The sequence below is a fragment of the Pseudomonas sp. GP01-A4 genome, from assembly GCF_058780865.1.
The window spans coordinates 1-19,447 of record NZ_JBYSWF010000025.1 but is presented as its reverse complement, the minus strand read 5'-3'; the positions used below and the strand labels follow the sequence as shown (position 1 = coordinate 19,447).

The following is a 19,447-nucleotide window of genomic DNA, read 5'->3' as shown; positions in this document are numbered from 1 at the left end:
CGTGGAACCTACCGTCGTCGACCATTCCTCCATGTGGAGCCTGGTCAGCAATGCCAGTGTCGTGGTTCAACTGGTGATGCTGGTCCTGGTAGCCGCATCGGTTACCTCTTGGGTCATGATTTTTCAGCGCAGCAACCTGCTGCGTGCTGGTCGACGTGCCCTGGAGAGCTTCGAAGAGCGCTTCTGGTCGGGTATCGACCTGTCCAAGCTGTACCGCCAGGCGGGCAGCAACCCGGACCCGGATTCGGGCGTCGAGCAGATCTTCCGCGCCGGCTTCAAGGAATTCTCCCGTCTGCGCCAGCAGCCAGGCGTTGACCCGGAAGCGGTCATGGAAGGTGTGGCCCGTGCCATGCGCGTCGCCATCTCCCGCGAAGAAGAAAAGCTTGAGCAAAGCCTGCCGTTCCTCGCCACCGTAGGTTCCGTCAGCCCGTATATCGGCCTGTTCGGTACCGTATGGGGGATCATGAACTCCTTCCGCGGCCTGGCCCAGGCCCAGCAAGCGACCCTGGCCACCGTGGCCCCGGGTATCGCCGAAGCGCTGATCGCCACCGCCATCGGCCTGTTCGCAGCTATTCCCGCAGTAATCGCCTACAACCGTTTTGCCGCTCGTGGCGAAACCTTGATCAGCCGTTACTACACCTTCGCCGATGAATTCCAGGCGATCCTGCACCGTAAAGTGCACACCAGCGAAGAATAAGCAGGTAATTCCCAATGGCTTTAATCGCTCGAGCTCGCAAAAAGCGCAAGCCGGTCGCCGAGATGAACGTAGTGCCTTACATCGACGTGATGCTGGTGCTGCTGGTTATCTTCATGGTGACCGCGCCGATGCTCAATCAGGGCGTGAAGGTTGATCTGCCCAAGGTTTCCAGCGAAGCCTTGCCGCAGGACAACAACACCCAGGTCCTGACCATTTCGATCAAGGCTGACAAGACCTATTACTGGAACCTTGGCAGCGAAGTTGACACTCAGAAACAGCAGGACAAGGCCATGACCTTGCCGCAGATGACTGATGCCGTGACCAAGATCATTCGCGCCGGCAACGAAGGTGGCAAGCACACCCAGGTGTTCATTCGCGGCGACAAGGTCGTCGACTACGGCTCCGTCATGGGCGCCATGGGCGGGCTGCAGAAGGCCGGGGTCGGTAATGTTGGCTTGATTACCGAGGCGCCCTGATGCACCAACAGCGAGAGCCGTCCGCCTCGGAAAGCTACTTCTGGCCTAGCGTCTGGGCAATTGCCCTGCACGTCCTGGTGTTTGGCATGCTGTTCGTCAGCTTTGCCATGACCCCGGACCTGCCGCCAGCCAAGCCGATCGTGCAGGCGACCCTGTATCAGCTGAAATCGAAAAGCCAGGCCACCACCCAGACCAATCAGAAGATTGCGGGTGAGGCCCAGAAGTCGGCTGCGCGCCAGACTGAAGTCGAGCAGATGGAACAGAAGAAGGTCGAGCAGGAAGCGGTGAAGGCTGCTGCGGAACAAAAGAAAGAAGAGGCGGCTCAAAAGGCCGAGGAATCGAAAAAGGCTGACGAGGCGAAGAAAGCTGCAGAGGCGCAAAAGGCTGATGAAGCCAAGAAAGCCGATAAAGCTGCCGAAGCCAAGAAGGCTGAAGAGAAACAATTGGCTGATATAGCCAAGAAGAAATCTGAAGAAGAAGCCAAGAAGGCTGCCGAAGAAGAGGCCAAGAAAAAGGCCGCTGAAGACGCGAAGAAAAAGATAGTCGAAGACGCGAAGAAGAAAGCCGCGGACGACGCCAAGAAGAAAGCTGAAGCTGACGAGGCGAAGAAGAAGATCGCCGACGATGCGAAGAAGAAAGCTGCCGCCGATGCCTCCAAGAAAAAGGCCCAGGAAGCAGCGCGTAAATCGACCGAAGACAAAAAGGCCCAGGCCTTGGCCGATTTGCTTTCCGACACGCCGCAGCGCCAGCAAGCCTTGGCCGATGAACGTGGTGATGAAGTCGCGGGCAGTTTCGACGACCTGATTCGTTCACGGGCAGCGGAAGGGTGGACCCGTCCTCCTTCGGCACGTAAAGGCATGACAGTAGTGCTGCAGATCGGCATGTTGCCGGACGGTACGGTGACTTCGGTCAGCGTGGCCAAGTCCAGTGGCGACGGTTCGTTCGACAGTTCGGCGGTAGCAGCGGTCAAGAACATTGGCCGGTTGACCGAGATGCAGGGAATGAAACCAAGCGACTTCGCTCCCTACCGTTCATTCAAGATGACATTCACACCTGAGGATCTAGCCTTGTGAGAAACCTTCTTCGAGGAATGCTTGTCGTTATTTGCTGCATGGCAGGGATAGCGGCGGCGGATGAAAAGAACATCCTGGTCACCAGCGGTAGCGATCGGGCCACCCCGATCGCCGTTGTGCCGTTTGGCTGGCAGGGCGGCAGCGTGCTGCCGGACGACATGTCGCAGATCATCAGCGATGACCTGCGCAACTCCGGCTACTACGCACCGATCGACAAAGGCAACATGATCAGCCAGCCTACCCAGGCCAGCGAAGTCATCTTCCGTGACTGGAAAGCGCTGAACGCCCAGTACCTGATGGTGGGCAGCATCACGCCCGCCGGCGGTCGCCTGCAGATCCAGTACACCCTGTTCAACGTCGCGACCGAGCAGCAAGTGCTGACCGGCAGCGTGTCGGGCACCACGGATCAGCTGCGGGACATGGCGCACTACATCTCCGACCAGTCGTTTGAAAAACTGACCGGGATCAAGGGTGCCTTCTCCACGCGCTTGCTCTATGTAACGGCCGAGCGTTTTTCGGTAGACAACACTCGTTACACTTTGCAGCGTTCCGACTATGACGGCGCGCGTGCAGTGACGCTGCTGCAATCCCGTGAGCCGATCCTGTCGCCGCGTTTCGCGCCAGATGGCAAGCGTATCGCCTACGTGTCCTTTGAACAGAAGCGTCCACGGATCTTCGTCCAGCACATCGATACCGGTCGCCGTGAGCAGATCACCAACTTCGAAGGCCTGAATGGCGCGCCAGCCTGGTCGCCGGATGGTTCGCGCCTGGCATTCGTGCTGTCCAAAGATGGCAACCCGGACATCTACGTGATGAACATGGCTTCGCGCCAACTGAGCCGTGTTACCAGCGGCCCGGGTATCAACACCGAACCGTTCTGGGGCAAGGATGGCTCGACCATCTACTTCACCTCCGACCGTGGCGGCAAGCCGCAAGTCTACAAAACCAGCGTCAACGGCGGCGGCGCCGAACGAGTGACCTTTATTGGTAACTACAACGCTGCACCTAAGCTTTCGGCTGATGAAAAGACGTTGGTGATGATTCACCGTCAGGATGGTTTCACTAATTTCCGGGTTGCGGCCCAGGATTTGCAGCGTGGAACCGTAAAAATCCTTACAGATACCAACCTTGATGAGTCAGCTACTGTTGCGCCCAACGGCACCATGGTAATCTACGCCACCCGCCAGCAGGGCCGGGGAGTCTTGATGCTCGTGTCCATTAATGGACGCGTAAGGCTCCCGCTTCCTACCGCTCAAGGCGAAGTCAGAGAACCGTCCTGGTCCCCTTACCTGAACTGACGCGGCGCTACAAAAAGAAGTACTTAACACACTGGGGTTCATTAGGAGTTTCACGATGGAAATGCTGAAGTTTGGTAAGTTTGCTGCTCTGGCTCTGGCTCTGTCCGTAGCCGTTGGTTGCTCGTCTAAAGGCGGCGACAATGCCGGTGAAGGCGCAGCTGTTGATCCAAACGCTGGTTACGGCGCTAACACTGGTGCAGTTGACGGCTCCCTGAGCGAAGAAGCTGCTCTGCGCGCTATCACCACTTTCTACTTCGAATACGACAGTTCGGACCTGAAACCAGAAGCCATGCGCGCTCTGGACGTTCACGCGAAGGACCTGAAAGCTAACGGCGCTCGCGTTGTTCTGGAAGGTAACACCGACGAACGTGGTACTCGTGAGTACAACATGGCACTGGGCGAGCGTCGTGCGAAAGCCGTTCAGCGCTACCTGGTTCTGCAAGGTGTTGCTCCAGGCCAACTGGAACTGGTTTCCTACGGTAAAGAGCGTCCAGTTGCTACTGGCCACGACGAGCAGTCCTGGGCTCAAAACCGTCGCGTCGAACTGCGTAAGTAATTCGTCATGCGAACGTGCCGTCGTGCTCTAACTGTATTGGCTCTCAGCCTGGCACCGCTTGCGGTGTGGGCTGCGGTTCCTGTGGAAGATAGCAACTCTGGCTATAACAATAGCGGGAGCAGTTATCCGCCAGCGGGTTATGGCACGAACGGCGCCTATGCCGGGGGCGCGGCAACTGCCGCGCCTTCGGCACAGGGCGAACTGTTCAACCAGCTGCAACGCATGCAGGATCAATTGTCGCAGCAACAAGGCACGATTGAGGTTCTGCAGAATCAAGTGAACCAGCTGAAGCAAGAAGGCCTGGAGCGTTACCAGGATCTTGATCGACGCATTGGAGCCGGCGTTACACCAGCCGCCACTCCTGATAATTCTTCTGCCGGTGGCGCCGCAAGCGCCGCCGGTGGTGCAGCGGCAGGGGCCGCGGCTGCGAGCCAAGCCCCTGCCGCCAGCAGCGAACCGGGTGATCCGGCGAAGGAAAAGCTGTATTACGATGCAGCCTTCGACCTGATCAAAGCCAAGGATTTCGATAAGGCCAGCCAGGCTTTTACCGCATTCCTGCGCAAATACCCGAACAGCCAGTACGCGGGCAACGCCCAGTACTGGTTGGGTGAGGTGAACCTGGCCAAGGGTGATCTGCAGGGCGCAGGCCAGGCATTTGCCAAGGTCAGCCAGCTGTACCCCAAGCACGCCAAGGTGCCGGATTCGCTGTACAAACTGGCTGACGTAGAACGCCGCCTGGGTCATACCGACAAGGTCAAAGGCATTCTGCAGCAGGTGGTGGCCCAATATCCGGGTACCTCTGCGGCCCAGTTGGCTCAGCGGGATCTGCAACGCATGTAAGCGTCGCAACCCGTTCAGAAGAAACCCGCGCCCTGCGCGGGTTTTTTCGTTAGAATCCACGCCCTTTTATGAAACACGCTTCCTGGGGTTTACGCGTTGGCGGAATTCCTCGAAGTGCCTGACGGAGGCGGACAGCCTGTTTAGCTGTTACGCCCGTGGCGACTATGCAAGACACATTACGTATCACCGAAGTTTTTTACTCGTTGCAGGGTGAAACGCGCACTGCCGGGCTGCCCACTGTATTTGTGCGCCTCACCGGTTGCCCGCTGCGTTGCCAGTACTGCGACAGCGCCTACGCCTTCAGCGGCGGCACCGTGCGCACCCTTGAAGACATCCTTGAGCAGGTGGCCGGTTACCGGCCGCGTTATGTCTGCGTCACGGGTGGCGAGCCACTGGCACAGCCCAATGCCATTCCCTTGCTCAGGCAGTTGTGCGATGCCGGCTACGAGGTGTCCCTGGAAACCAGCGGCGCCCTCGATATCTCTGCAGTCGACCCTCGGGTCAGCCGAGTCGTCGACCTCAAGACCCCAGGCTCCAAGGAAGTGCACCGCAACCGCTACGAGAACATTGAGCTGCTGACGGCCAACGATCAGGTCAAGTTCGTCATCTGTTCCCGTGAAGACTACGACTGGGCGACCTCCAAGCTGATCCAATATGGCCTGGACCGCCGGGCCGGCGAAGTGCTGTTTTCCCCCAGCCATCATGACCTGAATGCTCGCGACCTGGCCGACTGGGTTGTTGCAGACAACCTTCCGGTGCGTCTGCAACTGCAGCTGCACAAGTACCTGTGGAACGATGAGCCGGGGCGCTGAGATGACTGATCAAAAGCGTGCGGTGATCCTGCTGTCCGGCGGCCTCGACTCCGCGACCGTGGTCGCCATGGCCCGTGCAGAAGGCTACAGCTGCTACACCATGAGCTTCGACTACGGCCAGCGTCACCGTGCCGAACTGAACGCTGCCGCCCGTGTCGCCCGAGACCTGGGCGCGGTGGAGCACAAGGTGATCGGCCTGAATCTCGACGGCATGGGTGGCTCGGCGCTGACCGACAGCTCCATCGACGTGCCGCAAGGCCCCAGCGAAGGCATTCCGGTGACGTACGTGCCGGCACGCAACACGGTCTTCCTGTCCCTGGCCCTCGGCTGGGCCGAGGTGCTCAATGCCCGCGACATCTTCATCGGCGTCAACGCCCTGGACTACGCCGGATACCCGGACTGCCGCCCCGAGTACATCGAGTCGTTCGAGCGCATGGCCAACCTGGCGACCAAGGCCGGTGTAGAAGGGCAGGGCTTTCGCATCCTGGCGCCACTGCAGAACCGTAGCAAGGCCGATATCGTGAAGGCAGGCGTAGGACTTGGCGTCGATTACTCGCTGACTGTTTCCTGCTATCAGGCAGACACTGATGGTCGCGCTTGTGGGAAATGCGACAGCTGCAGACTGCGTGCAGAGGGCTTCCAAGCGGCCGGAATTACTGACCCAACGCGTTATTTCTGATTTATTTTAAATAAGGTGTTGAATAATCCTTAGAAATCAGTATTATACGCGCCACCACACAGCGGGTCGTTAGCTCAGTTGGTAGAGCAGTTGGCTTTTAACCAATTGGTCGTAGGTTCGAATCCCACACGACCCACCATTTTTGGCGGTTTAGAAAATCCGGAAGGCCCACGCAAGTGAGGATTTCCGGGTTTTTTTTTGCCCAGTAAAAAGCCGATCACTCTCGCGACAGAGAGTGATCGGCTTTTTTGTTAAAGCTAGCCAAACCGCCCGGTGATGTAGTCCTCGGTCTGTTTCATCTTCGGCTTGGTGAAGATCTCATCCGTATTGCCATGCTCAATCAGTTCGCCCATGAACATGAACGCCGTGCTGTCCGACACCCGGGCGGCCTGCTGCATGTTGTGGGTCACGATGATCACCGTGTATTGCTCTTTCAGCTCGGTGATCAACTGCTCGATGCGCCCGGTGGAAATCGGGTCGAGCGCCGAGGTCGGTTCATCCAGCAACAATACCTGCGGGCGCAGAGCGATGGTGCGGGCGATGCACAGGCGTTGCTGTTGTCCGCCGGAAAGACTCTGGGCGCTTTGTTTGAGTTTGTCCTTCACCTCATCCCACAGCGCGCCGCCGCGCAAGGCTTGCTCGACTCGATCATCCATTTCCCGGCGCGACAGCTTTTCGTGGTGGCGCACGGCATAGGCGATGTTGTCGTAGATCGACATCGGGAACGGCACCGGCTTCTGGAAGACCATCCCGACGTGGCTGCGCAGGCGGTTCATCGAGTAGCCGGGGGCGAGGATGTTTTCGCCATTGAGCAGCACTTCACCGCGGGCTTCCTGCTTCGGGTACATCGAGTAGATACGGTTGAACACCCGCAGCAAGGTCGACTTGCCGCAGCCCGATGGGCCGATGATCGCGGTGATGCGTTTTTCCGGAATGTCGATGTCGATGGATTTCAGCGAACGTTGGTTGTTGTAGAAAAACTCCAATCCACGGACACGGATTTTGGTTTTTTCAGGATCAAGGCGGGTCGATTGCATCAGTGGGACCTATTGCGCAAAAGAATCAGGCGAGACAGCAAGCTCAGCACCAGCACGAACATCGTCAGTACCAAGGCGCCTGCCCATGCGAGGGAGTGCCAGTCATCGAAGGGGCTCATGGCGTACTGGAAAATAACCACCGGCACGCTGGCAATCGGCTTGAGCAGGTTGCTGCTCCAGAACTGGTTGCCGAAGGCGGTGAACAGCAGCGGCGCGGTTTCCCCGGTAATCCGCGCCAGCGCCAGCAGGATGCCGGTCACCACGCCGGCCTTGGCCGCTCTCAACACGATCTGCAACGTCAGTTTCCACTGGGGTACGCCCAGGGCCAGGGCCGCCTCGCGCATGGTGGAAGGTTGCAGTTGGAGCATCTCGTCGGTCGTGCGCACCACCACCGGAATCACCAGCAAGGCCAGCGCCAGGGCACCGGCAATGGCGGAGAAACCTACCTGGTGATTGGTCAGCAGGTTCAGCGGCAGGATCACCCCGGTGTAGATGAACAGGCCCAGCACGATCGACGGCGCGGACAGCAGGATGTCGTTGATGAAACGCACCGTGGTACCCAGGCGCGAGTGCCGTGCGAATTCCGCCAGCCAGATACCGGCCATCAGTCCGATGGGCGTGCCAATCAGCAGCGCAATCCCGGACATCAGGGCGCTGCCATAAAACGCGTTGGCCAGGCCGCCGTCTGTTCCGGGTGGCGGCGTCATCTCGGTAAACAGGCGCAGGTTGAGCGTCTGAAAGCCGTTGATGATGGTGGTCAGCAGAATCCACGCCAGCCACAGCAGGCCAAAGACTGTCGCGCCACAACTGAGCAGCATGGCCACCCGGTTCTTCAAGGCACGCTTGCGGTACAGGCGTTCGTTGCTGCTCATAGGCCCTCCTTGCGGGACAGGCGCATGAGCATCAGCCGCGCCAGTGCCAGCACCACGAATGTCACGATAAACAGCAGGAAGCCCAGGGCGATCAGCGCCGAACGATGCAGGTCGGTGTACGCCTCGCTGAACTCGTTGGCGATGACGGACGCGATGGAACTGCTGGGCATCAGCAACGAGGCGGAGAACTGTTGCGCGTTGCCCAGCACGAAGGTCACGGCCATGGTTTCACCCAGGGCGCGACCGAGGCCGAGAAAGATCCCGCCGACCACTGCCGAACGGGTGTAGGGCAGGACGATGTCCCACACCACTTCCCAGGTAGTACTGCCCAGTGCGTAGGCCGACTCCTTCAATTGAGTCGGCACACTGCGGAAAACCTCATGCATCACCGACGTGATGAACGGCGTGATCATGATCGCCAGCACGATGCCGGCGGTCAGCATCCCGATGCCCAGCGGTGGCCCCTGGAACAGCGATCCAATAAACGGAAGCGCACCCAGGTAATCGTTGATCCAGGGTGACAAGTGTTCAGCCATAAAGGGCCCGAAAACAAACAGGCCCCACATGCCATAGATAATCGAGGGAATGCCCGCGAGCAATTCAACGGCGGAGGCGACCGGCATTCTGAGCCAGGGCGGCGCCACTTCGGTGAGGAAAATCGCGATGCCGAAACTCACCGGCACCGCAATCAGCAACGCCAGCAACGAGGTGACCAAGGTGCCGTAGATCGGTACCAGGGCGCCAAAGTGGTTGTTGACCGCATCCCACTCGGTGCTGGTGATGAAACCGAAACCGAAGGTCTTGAAGGCCAGGCCACCGCCCCACAGGGTGGAGGCGGCGATGCTTGCCAAGAGCAGCAGCACCAGCATCGCGGCCCCGAACATCGAGCGTTTGAACCACAGATCGTGGCGCTGATCGCGAGCGGCGCGGCTATCACCCGACACGTCGCTTGCGTGAGTAGTCATAACCAGGGATTGCACGGTGTCGTTCATATCAGAAGTGCTCACCCGCCTCCATCAAGCATGCACATGCTTGAGGAAGGGGGCTATAGAGGCGGATCAGTGGGCGAAGTCAGACTTCCAGTAACCTTCGATCCGGGTCACGAGGGAATCGGGCAACGCTACGTAGTCCAATGCCGCAGCCTGCTGCTGACCTTTCTCCAACGACCATTTGAAGAAGTTGAAAGCGGCCTGGCTTTGCTCGGCGTTTTTTGCCTGCTTGTACATGATGATCCAGGTGGTCGCCGTGATCGGCCACGCGTTCTCGCCCGGTGCGTTGGTCATGATCAGGTTGAAGTCATGGGCGTTGGCCCAATCGGCAGTATCAGCCGCTGCCTGGAAGGCCTTGGCGTTGGGCTCGACGAATTTGCCGGACGCGTTCTTCAGTGAGGCGTAGGTCATCTTGTTTTGCAGGGCGTAGGCGTATTCAACAAAGCCGATGGAGTTCTTGATCTGCTTCACGTAGGCCGAAACACCTTCGTTACCCTTGCCGCCCACACCGACCGGCCACGGCACGGTGGTGCCGAAACCGATTTTGGTTTTCCAGCCATCACTGACCTTGGAGAGGTAGTTGGTGAAGTTGTACGAGGTGCCCGAGCCGTCCGAGCGGTGGACCACGGTGATATTCGCGCCCGGCAGTTTCAAGCCGGGGTTGAGGGCGGCAATCGCCGGGTCGTTCCAGGCCTTGATGTCACCGAGGAAGATCTTCGCCAGCACATCACCATCGAGTTTCAGCTGGCCAGCTGCAACGCCCTCGACGTTCATCACCGGCACGATGCCGCCAATCACGCTTGGGAATTGGCCGAGGCCGCCGGCCTTCAGTTCATCCGCCGACAGCGGCGCGTCGGACGCACCGAAGTCCACGGTAGCCGCCTTGATCTGGGCGATACCACCACCGGAGCCGATGGACTGGTAGTTGATCCGGTCACTGGAGCTTTTGCTGTATTCCTGGGACCACTTGGACAGCACCGGGTAGACGAAACTGGAGCCTGCGCCCGTGACGTCAGTGGCGTGAGCGACACCACTCAGGCACAGGGCAGTGAACAACACTGACAGACTCTTTTTGGTCAGCAACATCACGACGACACCTCAAAGGAAGGGGGCAGGTGGAGGACTCCACCTGCCTGGGACGTGACGATTTAATTCCTGAAATGTGTCTGTTTAATGACGGTTTGGCTTTATGAAGAAACATTTAGAAATATCTGTGGGCGACCCCGGAATGGATGCTCCGAGGTCGCTGCACTGATCAACCCTGGCTGCGCACCAGGATCGACTCATCGATCTGGGCGATCGACGTGACTCCGGTCAACGTCATGGCCACGCGCATTTCCTTGGCGAAGATATCCAGCAGGTTCTCCACGCCACGCTGCCCGTCGGCGGCCAGTGCGTAAGCCTGTGCACGGCCCAGCAGAACGCCCTTGGCGCCCAGCGCGAGCATGCGCACCACGTCCAGCCCCGAGCGTACGCCGGAGTCCACCAGCACCGTCAGATCGCTGCCCACGGCTTGTACGATAGGCGCCAGTGCCTTGGCTGTGGACAGCACGCCATCCAACTGGCGCCCGCCGTGGTTGGATACGACGATGCCGTCGGCACCAAAGCTCACCGCGTCCTTGGCATCTTGTGGGTCGAGGATGCCTTTGATGATCATCGGGCCTTTCCAGAATTCGCGGATCCACTCCAGGTCTTTCCAACTGATGGAAGGGTCGAAGTTGTTGGCCAGCCAGCCGATGTAGTCCTTCAGTTGGGTGGGCTTGCCCAGGTACTTGGAGATGTTGCCCAGGTCGTGGGGGCGACCCAGCAGGCCCACATCGAAGGCCCAGGCCGGTTTGGTCATGGCCTGCAGGATTTGGCGTTGCGGCCCGTAGGCACCGGACATACCCGAATGGGCGTCGCGATAACGCGCGCCGGGGGTGGGCATGTCGACCGTGAACACGAGGTTTTTCACCCCGGCGGCCTGGGCGCGCTCCAGGGCGTTTTTCATGAAGCCGCGGTCTTTCAGCACATACAGCTGAAACCAGATCGATTGCGGGCTCTGGGACGCCACTTCCTCGATCGGGCACACGGAAACGGTCGACAGGCAAAACGGAATGCCCTTGTTCGCTGCCGCCTTCGCCGCCTGGACTTCACCACGCCGGGCAAACATGCCGGTCAGGCCCACCGGGCTGAGGACCACCGGCATCGCCAATGGCTGGTCGAACAACGTGGTTTCAAGGCTCAGGCTTTCGACGTTGCGCAGGATGCGCTGGCGCAGGCTGATATCCGACAGGTCGGAGCTGTTGGCCCTGAGGGTGTGTTCGGCGTAGGCGCCGCCGTCGATGTAGTCGAACAGGAAACGCGGCAGTTTGCGGCGGGCGGCTTCGCGGTAATCCGATGCAGACGAAATGATCATGAACAGTGATGCCCCGAGTGAAGAAAACGGTGGGGTGAGGATAGACAAAGGCCTTTCATGGTAAAAACAACTTTTCCAACTTGAATCAAGTCGCAAACGGAATACTCATGAACCTTCGTACGTTGCTGGCCTTTGTCGAAGTAGTTCGCCAGGGCAGCTTCTCACAAGCAGCCGAGGTGGTTTCGCTCACCCAGTCTACCGTCAGCAAGGCGGTCAAGACTCTGGAAGATGAATTGGGCACGCCGCTGTTCAATCGCATCGGCCACAAGAGCGAGCTCACGGCCGCCGGCGAAATTGCCTACCGCCGAGCGCTGGTGTTGCTGGCGGAGCGCAGTGACCTGGTGGCCGAGATCAACGACTTGCTGGGGCTCAAGCGCGGTGTATTGCGCATCGGCTTGCCGCCGGTGGGCAGTGGGGTGCTGTTTGCGGCGATGTTTGCCTTGTATCGACAGCGTTATCCGGAAATCGAGATCGAGCTGATCGAGCATGGCAGCAAGAAGTTGGGCGAATGCCTGGAGGCCGGGGAGGTGGACCTGGCCGCGTTGCTGGTACCGGTGGCGGGAGAATTTGAATATCAGGATGTGCGCGTCGAGCCACTGATGGTGGTGATGCCGATCGACCATCCTTTGGCCGGGCGTAAAAGCGTCGATTTTTCCGACCTGGCTGACTCGCCCTTTATTCTGTTCGAGGCCGGGTTTGCGCTTAACCGGATCATTCTCACAGCCTGCGAGCGCAGAGGCGTAGTCCCGCGTATCACCGCCCGCAGTGCCCAGATCGACTTTATCGTCGACCTGGTTGCCGCAGGCCTGGGTGTCGCGTTTCTACCGAGCATGCTGGCTTACAAACACCTGCACGCCGGCATCGCCCTGATCCAGCTGGACGAGCCCCAGACTGATTGGCACATCGCCCTGGCTTGGCGGCGACAGGCGCACTTGCCACCGGCGGCGCGGGCCTGGCTGGATCTGGCCCTGGAGATGGGGAATGTTCCGGACACGACCCGGCCTGCGGTCTAGCCTTGTGCGACCAGGGGCAGGCGGCTCTTGACGACTTTTTGCAGCAGCAGGGCCAGCACCTCGGTGGAATACGGCTTTTGCAGCAAGACAAAACGGCTGGCTTCTTCCTGGGCGATACGCGCGTATTCGTCGTTGTAGCCGGTGGTGAGCACCACCGGCAGCCATGGGTACAAGGCTTCGATTGCGTCCAGCAACTCCAGGCCACTCATGCCGGGCATGGAGATATCCGAGAACACCACCTGGAAGCTTTCTGGGTTGGGGGCCAGGGCTTCCAGCGCGCTGTTCGCATCCGGCACCCACAGCACGTGAAAGCCCATCTGTTCCAGGGTTTGCGAGGTGTACAGGCCCACATCGGCGTTGTCCTCGACCATCAGCACGCACAAGCCTGAGATGATGGGCGAAGCGCTGGTGTCTTGAGGTACCGGCATGGCACTTGGCTCGACCTTGGGCAGGTACAGCGTAAATTGGCTACCCCTGCCGCACTCGCTCTGTACCAGGATTTCCCCGCCTGATTGCTTGGCGAAGCCGTACACCTGGGACAAGCCCAGGCCGGTGCCCTGGCCGATACCCTTGGTGGTGTAGAAGGGCTCAAAGATCGCGTCGAGTTTTTCCGGCGGGATACCCGAGCCGGTGTCCGCCAGTTCGATGGTCACGTAATCGGCGACACGTACCGGGTGAGCGCGAACCGAGGGTAGCCAGCTTGCCGTCGAAACGGTGATGGTCAAATGCCCGTTGCCGGCCATGGCATCCCTGGCGTTCACCACCATGTTGACCAGCGCGGTATCGAACTGGCTTTCGTCGGCGTTGATAAAGCAGGCGTCGTCAGGCACCTGGATGCTTACCTTGACCCGCGAGCCGGTCAGGCTGTCCATCATCTCGCCCACCCGCTTTACACTTTCGCCGACGTTGAACACCTCGGGTCGCAAAGCCTGGCGGCGGGCGAATGTGAGCAACTGGGCCGTCAGGCGGGCCGCGCGATCGACCGTGCTGGCGATGGCTTCCACGTATTTCACGCGGCGTGCTTCGCTCAGGGCAGGTGGCTTGAGCAAGTCGGCACAGGACTTGATCACCGTCAGCAGGTTATTGAAATCATGTGCGACACCGCCAGTGAGTTGGCCGATGGCTTCCAGTTTCTGTGACTGACGCAGGGCGTCTTCCGACAGTCGCAGGGCTTCCTTGGCTTCTTCCTCAGCCTGGATATCACGGCCCACGGCGTGGATGTAGTCGCTGTCGGGCACGGCCGTCCAGGCGATCATGCGGTAGCTGCCGTCCTGGTGGCGGTAACGGTTCTTGAAATTGGGGAAGTTCTTGCCATCGCCCAAACGGCTGACCGCAGAGGATGAGACGGCCAGATCGTCGGGGTGAACCAGGGCCAGCAACTGGCTGCCCACCAGGTCGTTTTCGGCGTGGCCGAGCATGCGTGTCCAGGCCGGGTTCACGGCGGAGATCACACCGTCGAGTTGTGCCACCAGCATCAGGTCCGGCGACAGACGCCAGATACGGTCGCGATCGCGAGTGCGTTCGACCACCCGCTGTTCCAGGGACTCGTTGAGTTTGCGCAGGGACTCTTCGGCTTCGCGCAGGGGCGTGATGTCCCGGGACACGCAGAGGATTTTCTCCGGCAGGCCGTCACTGCCCATGATCGGGCTGACGTTCACGTGCCACCATTTAAGGTTGCCGGCCAGGGTGTGGGCAGCGCCGACAAAGCTGGCATTGCGACCGGCCTTGGCGGCCTCAACGGCAGCCTTGGCATCGAGATTGCCCTGGTCGTGCCAGAAGTCGGGCCAGGGGCAGCCGCGGATCGCATTGAAGTCGCTGACTTCCATGATCTGCTTGCCGCCTTCGCTCATAAAGGTCAGGCGGGCGTCGAGGTCCAGCACCTTGATGCAATCGTTGATGCTGGCAAGCACGCGTTCGGTGAAGGCTTCGCTGTGGTTGAGGCCCGCGGCGGACAAATCACTCTCGCCAGATTCAGGTGGGCTGTTTGTCTCAGGCCCCGTCCCGATAGTGCTATTCATTTGAGTGCTGCCACGCGTGTTAAATGGCCGTCATCATGTCATTGCGACACTTATATCACCAGCGCCTTCACGCTTATTCGATGGCAGGCAATCCGGCATGCTCCAAGCGTGACGGCGAGATTAAAACCCGTCAGTCATATTCAGGTTCCGGGGTCTGAATAAGTGCTGGAAAAACCGTCGAAGTCTTTGAAAAAAATAGGATTGTCGGACAATTTTGCGCATGAAAAACTCTTCATAATTTGCCCGCTCGAAGATTGGTAGCTTCCTCTCGCTGCCCAATAATTCGAGTTCTAATAATGAATAAAAAACTCTTCAAGAGCGCTTTGGCGCTGTCGATTTCCCTTGCCTCCACTTCCTTGTTTGCCGGTGGTTTTGCCCTCAACGAACAAAGCATCAGTTCAATGGGGACCGGTTACGCCGGGCGTTCCTCCTCCGCGGATGACGCCAGCACGGTGTTCGGCAACCCGGCGGGCATGTCTCGCCTCAAGCAGAATGAAGTGAGCATCGGGGCGACCTACCTGGATGCCAAGTCGAACATCAAGGATGCCAGCTCCAGCCAAGGTGGCGTGGACAACCCCGGCACCAACAAAGGCGATATGGTCCCCGGCATCGCCGTACCGATGGGCTACCTGGTGACGCCGATTGATGAACACTGGGCGTTTGGCCTGGGAATCTACGCGCCGTTCGGCCTCGTGACCGACTATGAACACAGCTTCCAGGGCAATGGCTTTGGCAACAAAAGCAAGGTTCAAGTCATCACCGTGCAGCCAACCGTCAGCTATGCCTTCAACGACAAGGTTTCGGTGGGCTTCGGTCCGACCTTCAACCGTATCAGTGGCGAACTGGACTCCAAGGTCCCGGCATTTGGCCTCGGCACGGAAAACGTAAAGGTCAAGGGCGACGACACCGCCACCGGTTTCAACGCCGGTATCCTGGTGCAGCCGATTGAAAGCACGCGCATTGGTGTGACCTACCACTCGCAGGTTGTGTATCACCTGTCGGGCAAAACCAACGCCTCGGGGGTGCTCACCGACCTGGTGGATGGCGGCCCGCAGCGGTATGACGCCAAGCTGGATGTCACCACGCCGTCGTCCGTGGACTTCTCGGTCACCCATAAACTCAACGATGACTGGACCCTGTACGTCGGCAGCACCTACACCCGCTGGAGCCAGTTGAAGAAGATTACGATCAACAACAGTGGCGTCTCTGACCTCGCCACCGAACTGGCCGGCCTGAACTCCATCACCGAAGAACAGCACTGGCATGACACCTGGTCTCACGCCATCGGCCTGTCGTACCAGTTGAACAAGCAACTGGTGCTGCGTACCGGCTTTTCGGTGGACCAGACGCCCACCAACAACACCGACCGGTCCGTACGTATTCCTACGGGCGATCGCACGGTGTTCAGCTTGGGCGCCGGCTGGACGCCAGTGGATAACCTGACCTTCGACGTCGCTTATTCCTACCTGAAAGAAGAGCCGATCAAGGTCCGCGACAATAATCCGCAACTGGCGCTGACCTACGACGCCAAGTATGAAAACAGCGCCAACGGTTTCGGCGGTTCGGTGACTTACCGCTTCTGATGCACCGGAAGAGGGCAAAGAGTCAGTTTTCTGACATGGCTCTTTGCTAGCAATTGTATCAATCGTGCTACCAAACCTTCCCTGTCTTGGTTAAATTGGCTGCAATCCAGTTCAAGACAGGGATCGTCATGACTAGGCTTTCGCCGATCAGCTCCGCCATCGCCCTTACCAATCGACCCGCCGTTAACCCGCCAGCTACGCAGGCGCCAGAAACGGACGCCGCTGCCGTGCGACCTTCCTCGGTGGTCAGCCTTGGCAATGTCACGGTAGACGTTCAAGCCGAGACGTATTCCCGCAACGGCCAATTGCCCGGCCATGGGCCGATCAATGCCTGGGAAAGTGGCAGCGACGATGCGGTTACCAAAGCGATCAGCACGAATTTCCCTGCACTGCCCAGAGGCACAGGCTTCAGCGGCCTGGGCGCTACCCTGATCGAGCAATTTGCGAAGAGCGGTACCGACATTTCCCAGTCGGCGCTGAGCACCAGCTCTTCCAGGACCCAAAGCCCCGCCGAACTCAAGGTTCAACAGGCGCTGCTGCACAGCAAGGCCGACAACCTGGTCAGCCTGACCGTCAAGACGGCCAGCGGCAAGACCGTCACCTTCAGCCTGGCCAGCCAGTCCGCAGGCCTGGCCGTGCAGGCGAAGGTGGACGGTGGCGCCCTCAGCGCCGCCGAACTCAAGGAAGTCGCCAAGTTGGGCGAAGCCTTCCAAGACGCGATCGACGGCCTGGCCGCCCAGCCGCCGAAACTCGAGCTGAGCAAGCTGACGCAGTTTGATTCCAGCGTATTGGCTTCGGTGGACCTCAGCGGCAAATTGAAAGTGAGCAATACTGACGACCTCACGCTTGCATTCCATGCGGACAGCCAGGGCCGCACCACGCGCATGAGTAGCCCGGCGGGGGAAGTGAATCTCTCGGTCGACCTGAAGAACGCCGGCATCCTCGGTAACGCCAAGCAACAGGCAATCGCGCTGAAAAGCTACCTGGCCCAGTTCGACAAGGCCCAGGCGCGGGGCAAGGCCGATGCTGACCTGATGGCGATGTTCAAGGATGCGTTTAGCGCCATGAACAGCAACTACCCGCAGGGCGCCAAAGCGCCTGCGCCGCTGACCCGCAGCGCGGCAGATCAAGGCCTGCTGACGGGCCTGGCGGATTTCAAGGCCTCCATCAGCCAGGCGGCCAGCTCCCCCAACCCGGCGCGCCCAGGAGAAACCGATACGTTTGCCTATGGGATTTCCCAGAAAACGCGCATCGGCGGCAATGACCTTTCCAATCGCACGATCGATCAGGTCCAGCGATCAAGCCTCAAGGCCAGTTTCCATCAGGGCCTGGATGGCGGGAAGCCGCCGGCTTTCGATACCAGGCGCGAGTCGCAGAACTACCTCTATGTGCAGGTCGACGACAAGGCCAGCAGTGCGGCGAACATCACCTACAAGGATGGCTTCCTGACCAACGCCTCCGTGGACCAAAGCGCCAGTCAGAACACCCGCACCCAGCGATACGAGATGGCTCGACTGGTTAAAGACAGCGTGGTACCGAACGAGGCCACCAGCCATCGCGACTACCTGGTACTGCTGGAATATGCGGCGCGGGAAGGCAAGAGTGCCAAGGGCGCCGATGAAACCATCCTGAAGGATGCCCTGGCGAACATGCATCAGTGGGCGTTGCTGCAAGACGATCCGTCCGCTTTGCCCGGTTAAACCGGTCGTTGTAAAAAAGGGAAACCCCTGGCCGGGTTTCCCTTTTTCATGCCTGGCCGAATCCCAGATTAGGCTTTTGAAACCATTCGATATTCTGTAGCCTTGCGCAGCTTCACCGTGCTTGATGAACACAATCACTTCGTCCGGCGGCGCCCGAAAGGCTCCAGAGCCGGTGGTACACTCGACTTTCGCGCAACTGCGCCTGCAGGTCTTGCGAACATGACGCAAATTTCCGAACGCCTTCTGGTCCAAGCCCACCTCGACGCCAAGCAGCCCAAGGTGCTGAGCGCCGAAGAAGAGGCGGGCTACCGCGCCGCCATCGCCGCCGAGCTCAAGGCTCAGGACGCGGTGCTGGTGGCACACTTCTACTGCGACCCGGTGATTCAGGCCCTGGCCGAAGAAACCGGTGGTTGTGTGTCCGACTCCCTGGAAATGGCCCGCTTCGGCGCGGCGCACCCGGCCAAGACCGTATTGGTGGCGGGCGTGCGATTCATGGGGGAGACGGCCAAGATCCTCACGCCTGAAAAACGCATCCTGATGCCGACACTGGAAGCCACGTGCTCTCTGGACCTTGGCTGCCCGGTGGATGAGTTCTCGGCATTCTGTGATCAGCACCCTGAGCGCACGGTGGTGGTATATGCCAACACGTCGGCGGCGGTGAAAGCCCGTGCTGATTGGGTGGTGACTTCCAGTTGTGCGCTGGAGATTGTCGAAAGCCTGATGGATAACGGCGAGACGATTATCTGGGGGCCGGACAAGCACCTGGGCACCTATATCCAGCGTCAGACGGGTGCAGACATGTTGCTGTGGGATGGTGCGTGCATCGTGCACGAGGAGTTCAAGTCCAAGCAGTTGGAGGACATGAAGGCGTTGTACCCGGACGCGGCGATTCTGGTGCACCCGGAGTCGCCCACTTCGGTGATTGAGTTGGCGGATGCGGTGGGGTCTACCAGCCAGTTGATTGCGGCGGCGCAGCGGTTGCCGAACAAGACGTTTATCGTGGCCACCGACCGCGGCATTTTCTACAAGATGCAGCAGCTGTGCCCGGACAAGGTGTTTGTCGAGGCGCCGACGGCGGGGAATGGGGCGGCGTGTCGCAGTTGTGCGCATTGCCCGTGGATGGCGATGAATACCCTGGAGCGCACGCTGCAGTGCTTGCGTGAGGGGAGTAATGAGATTTTTGTTGAGCCTTCGGTGATTCCGCAGGCGGTTAGACCGCTGAAGCGGATGTTGGATTTTACTCAGGCGGCTCGGTTGAGGTTGGCGGGGAATGCTTGATTTGCGGTGGGTTGGTTTGTGTACATATCCATTGCTGCGGTAACGGCCACCTATGGTTCCGCTCTTACAGCGGGTCACTTTTGGCAAACGCCCCAAAAGTAACCAAAAGGTCTTTGCCCCACCACTCG

18 protein-coding genes and 1 tRNA gene are annotated in these 19,447 nt (G+C 59.5%); 13 read left to right on the top strand and 6 right to left on the bottom strand.

The genetic code is table 11. The features are described 5' to 3' along the window. Position 1 precedes the first annotated feature (1 nt). From tolQ to AC3WKX_RS16025, 9 genes are all read left to right on the top strand, one after another. Positions 2-697 carry a protein TolQ gene (gene tolQ / locus AC3WKX_RS16065; RefSeq protein ID WP_003209819.1) on the top strand — a complete coding sequence of 232 codons (696 nt, stop codon included), beginning with the start codon at positions 2-4 and terminating at the stop codon, positions 695-697. A 23-nt stretch (positions 698-720) separates the two neighbouring features. Continuing rightward, positions 721-1,173, top strand: coding sequence for a protein TolR (gene tolR, locus AC3WKX_RS16060; RefSeq protein ID WP_161635741.1), 453 nt, complete (start codon positions 721-723; stop codon positions 1,171-1,173). Then, positions 1,173-2,246: a cell envelope integrity protein TolA gene (gene tolA, locus AC3WKX_RS16055; RefSeq protein WP_003209823.1), complete on the top strand. Its 1,074-nt coding sequence runs from the start codon at positions 1,173-1,175 to the stop codon at positions 2,244-2,246. Before tolR ends, tolA begins: the two co-directional genes overlap by 1 nt. A gap of 17 nt (positions 2,247-2,263) precedes the next feature. Then, on the top strand, positions 2,264-3,544 hold the full coding sequence (gene tolB, locus AC3WKX_RS16050; RefSeq protein ID WP_032868196.1) for a Tol-Pal system beta propeller repeat protein TolB: 1,281 nt from the start codon (positions 2,264-2,266) through the stop codon (positions 3,542-3,544). 55 nt (positions 3,545-3,599) lie between these two features. Next, entirely contained in the window at positions 3,600-4,100 is a 501-nt protein-coding gene (gene pal, locus AC3WKX_RS16045) for a peptidoglycan-associated lipoprotein Pal (RefSeq protein ID WP_003209827.1), read from the top strand. Between the two features lie 6 nt (positions 4,101-4,106). Further along, entirely contained in the window at positions 4,107-4,940 is an 834-nt protein-coding gene (gene ybgF, locus AC3WKX_RS16040) for a tol-pal system protein YbgF (RefSeq protein ID WP_023659229.1), read from the top strand. Between the two features lie 164 nt (positions 4,941-5,104). Continuing rightward, complete coding sequence (queE, locus tag AC3WKX_RS16035) at positions 5,105-5,752, top strand: 7-carboxy-7-deazaguanine synthase QueE (RefSeq protein ID WP_087692898.1); 648 nt, start codon at positions 5,105-5,107, stop codon at positions 5,750-5,752. Position 5,753: 1 nt separating this feature from the next. Further along, positions 5,754-6,431, top strand: coding sequence for a 7-cyano-7-deazaguanine synthase QueC (gene queC / locus AC3WKX_RS16030; RefSeq protein WP_043225928.1), 678 nt, complete (start codon positions 5,754-5,756; stop codon positions 6,429-6,431). Between the two features lie 63 nt (positions 6,432-6,494). Beyond that, positions 6,495-6,570, top strand: a tRNA-Lys gene (locus tag AC3WKX_RS16025). Between the two features lie 118 nt (positions 6,571-6,688). Here AC3WKX_RS16025 and pstB read toward each other — a convergent pair. The 5 genes from pstB to lldD form a co-directional block, all read right to left on the bottom strand. Next, positions 6,689-7,468 (bottom strand): phosphate ABC transporter ATP-binding protein PstB, encoded by a 780-nt coding sequence (gene pstB, locus AC3WKX_RS16020; RefSeq protein WP_003209835.1) that lies wholly within the window; start codon positions 7,466-7,468, stop codon positions 6,689-6,691. Continuing rightward, complete coding sequence (gene pstA, locus AC3WKX_RS16015; protein WP_102606169.1) at positions 7,468-8,340, bottom strand: phosphate ABC transporter permease PstA; 873 nt, start codon at positions 8,338-8,340, stop codon at positions 7,468-7,470. The genes pstB and pstA overlap by 1 nt, the downstream gene beginning before the upstream one ends. Further along, positions 8,337-9,332 carry a phosphate ABC transporter permease subunit PstC gene (gene pstC, locus AC3WKX_RS16010; protein ID WP_087692899.1) on the bottom strand — a complete coding sequence of 332 codons (996 nt, stop codon included), beginning with the start codon at positions 9,330-9,332 and terminating at the stop codon, positions 8,337-8,339. Before pstC ends, pstA begins: the two co-directional genes overlap by 4 nt. Before the next feature lie 66 nt (positions 9,333-9,398). After that, positions 9,399-10,415, bottom strand: a complete 1,017-nt coding sequence (gene pstS / locus AC3WKX_RS16005; protein WP_003209841.1) for a phosphate ABC transporter substrate-binding protein PstS — start codon at positions 10,413-10,415, stop codon at positions 9,399-9,401. 169 nt (positions 10,416-10,584) lie between these two features. Further along, positions 10,585-11,727, bottom strand: a complete 1,143-nt coding sequence (lldD, locus tag AC3WKX_RS16000; protein WP_003209842.1) for an FMN-dependent L-lactate dehydrogenase LldD — start codon at positions 11,725-11,727, stop codon at positions 10,585-10,587. A gap of 107 nt (positions 11,728-11,834) precedes the next feature. On the opposite strand from lldD, the gene AC3WKX_RS15995 reads away from it, so the two are divergent. Further along, a complete protein-coding gene (locus AC3WKX_RS15995; RefSeq protein ID WP_003209844.1) occupies positions 11,835-12,740 on the top strand; it encodes a LysR family transcriptional regulator in 906 nt (301 codons plus the stop codon). On the opposite strand, the gene AC3WKX_RS15990 is transcribed toward AC3WKX_RS15995, so the two are convergent. Beyond that, positions 12,737-14,695 (bottom strand): hybrid sensor histidine kinase/response regulator, encoded by a 1,959-nt coding sequence (locus AC3WKX_RS15990; RefSeq protein WP_087692901.1) that lies wholly within the window; start codon positions 14,693-14,695, stop codon positions 12,737-12,739. The two genes, AC3WKX_RS15995 and AC3WKX_RS15990, sit on opposite strands and share 4 nt — an antisense overlap. A 359-nt stretch (positions 14,696-15,054) precedes the next feature. On the opposite strand from AC3WKX_RS15990, the gene AC3WKX_RS15985 reads away from it, so the two are divergent. From AC3WKX_RS15985 to nadA, 3 genes are all read left to right on the top strand, one after another. Beyond that, complete coding sequence (locus tag AC3WKX_RS15985; RefSeq protein WP_003209847.1) at positions 15,055-16,341, top strand: OmpP1/FadL family transporter; 1,287 nt, start codon at positions 15,055-15,057, stop codon at positions 16,339-16,341. 128 nt (positions 16,342-16,469) lie between these two features. Further along, positions 16,470-18,041: a lactate dehydrogenase gene (locus AC3WKX_RS15980; protein WP_219736788.1), complete on the top strand. Its 1,572-nt coding sequence runs from the start codon at positions 16,470-16,472 to the stop codon at positions 18,039-18,041. Between the two features lie 219 nt (positions 18,042-18,260). Continuing rightward, on the top strand, positions 18,261-19,319 hold the full coding sequence (gene nadA / locus AC3WKX_RS15975) for a quinolinate synthase NadA (protein WP_003209852.1): 1,059 nt from the start codon (positions 18,261-18,263) through the stop codon (positions 19,317-19,319). Positions 19,320-19,447: the final 128 nt, after the last annotated feature.

Bases quoted from the DNA above. Each gene is read 5' to 3' on its own strand.
- tolA (WP_003209823.1), top strand. From the start codon at position 1,173: ATGCACCAACAGCGAGAGCCGTCCGCCTCGGAAAGCTACTTCTGGCCT.
- tolB (WP_032868196.1), top strand. From the start codon at position 2,264: ATGCTTGTCGTTATTTGCTGCATGGCAGGGATAGCGGCGGCGGATGAA.
- pal (WP_003209827.1), top strand. From the start codon at position 3,600: ATGGAAATGCTGAAGTTTGGTAAGTTTGCTGCTCTGGCTCTGGCTCTG.
- ybgF (WP_023659229.1), top strand. From the start codon at position 4,107: ATGCGAACGTGCCGTCGTGCTCTAACTGTATTGGCTCTCAGCCTGGCA.
- queE (WP_087692898.1), top strand. From the start codon at position 5,105: ATGCAAGACACATTACGTATCACCGAAGTTTTTTACTCGTTGCAGGGT.
- queC (WP_043225928.1), top strand. From the start codon at position 5,754: ATGACTGATCAAAAGCGTGCGGTGATCCTGCTGTCCGGCGGCCTCGAC.
- pstB (WP_003209835.1), bottom strand. From the start codon at position 7,468: ATGCAATCGACCCGCCTTGATCCTGAAAAAACCAAAATCCGTGTCCGT.
- pstA (WP_102606169.1), bottom strand. From the start codon at position 8,340: ATGAGCAGCAACGAACGCCTGTACCGCAAGCGTGCCTTGAAGAACCGG.
- pstC (WP_087692899.1), bottom strand. From the start codon at position 9,332: ATGAACGACACCGTGCAATCCCTGGTTATGACTACTCACGCAAGCGAC.
- pstS (WP_003209841.1), bottom strand. From the start codon at position 10,415: ATGTTGCTGACCAAAAAGAGTCTGTCAGTGTTGTTCACTGCCCTGTGC.
- lldD (WP_003209842.1), bottom strand. From the start codon at position 11,727: ATGATCATTTCGTCTGCATCGGATTACCGCGAAGCCGCCCGCCGCAAA.
- AC3WKX_RS15995 (WP_003209844.1), top strand. From the start codon at position 11,835: ATGAACCTTCGTACGTTGCTGGCCTTTGTCGAAGTAGTTCGCCAGGGC.
- AC3WKX_RS15985 (WP_003209847.1), top strand. From the start codon at position 15,055: ATGAATAAAAAACTCTTCAAGAGCGCTTTGGCGCTGTCGATTTCCCTT.
- AC3WKX_RS15980 (WP_219736788.1), top strand. From the start codon at position 16,470: ATGACTAGGCTTTCGCCGATCAGCTCCGCCATCGCCCTTACCAATCGA.
- nadA (WP_003209852.1), top strand. From the start codon at position 18,261: ATGACGCAAATTTCCGAACGCCTTCTGGTCCAAGCCCACCTCGACGCC.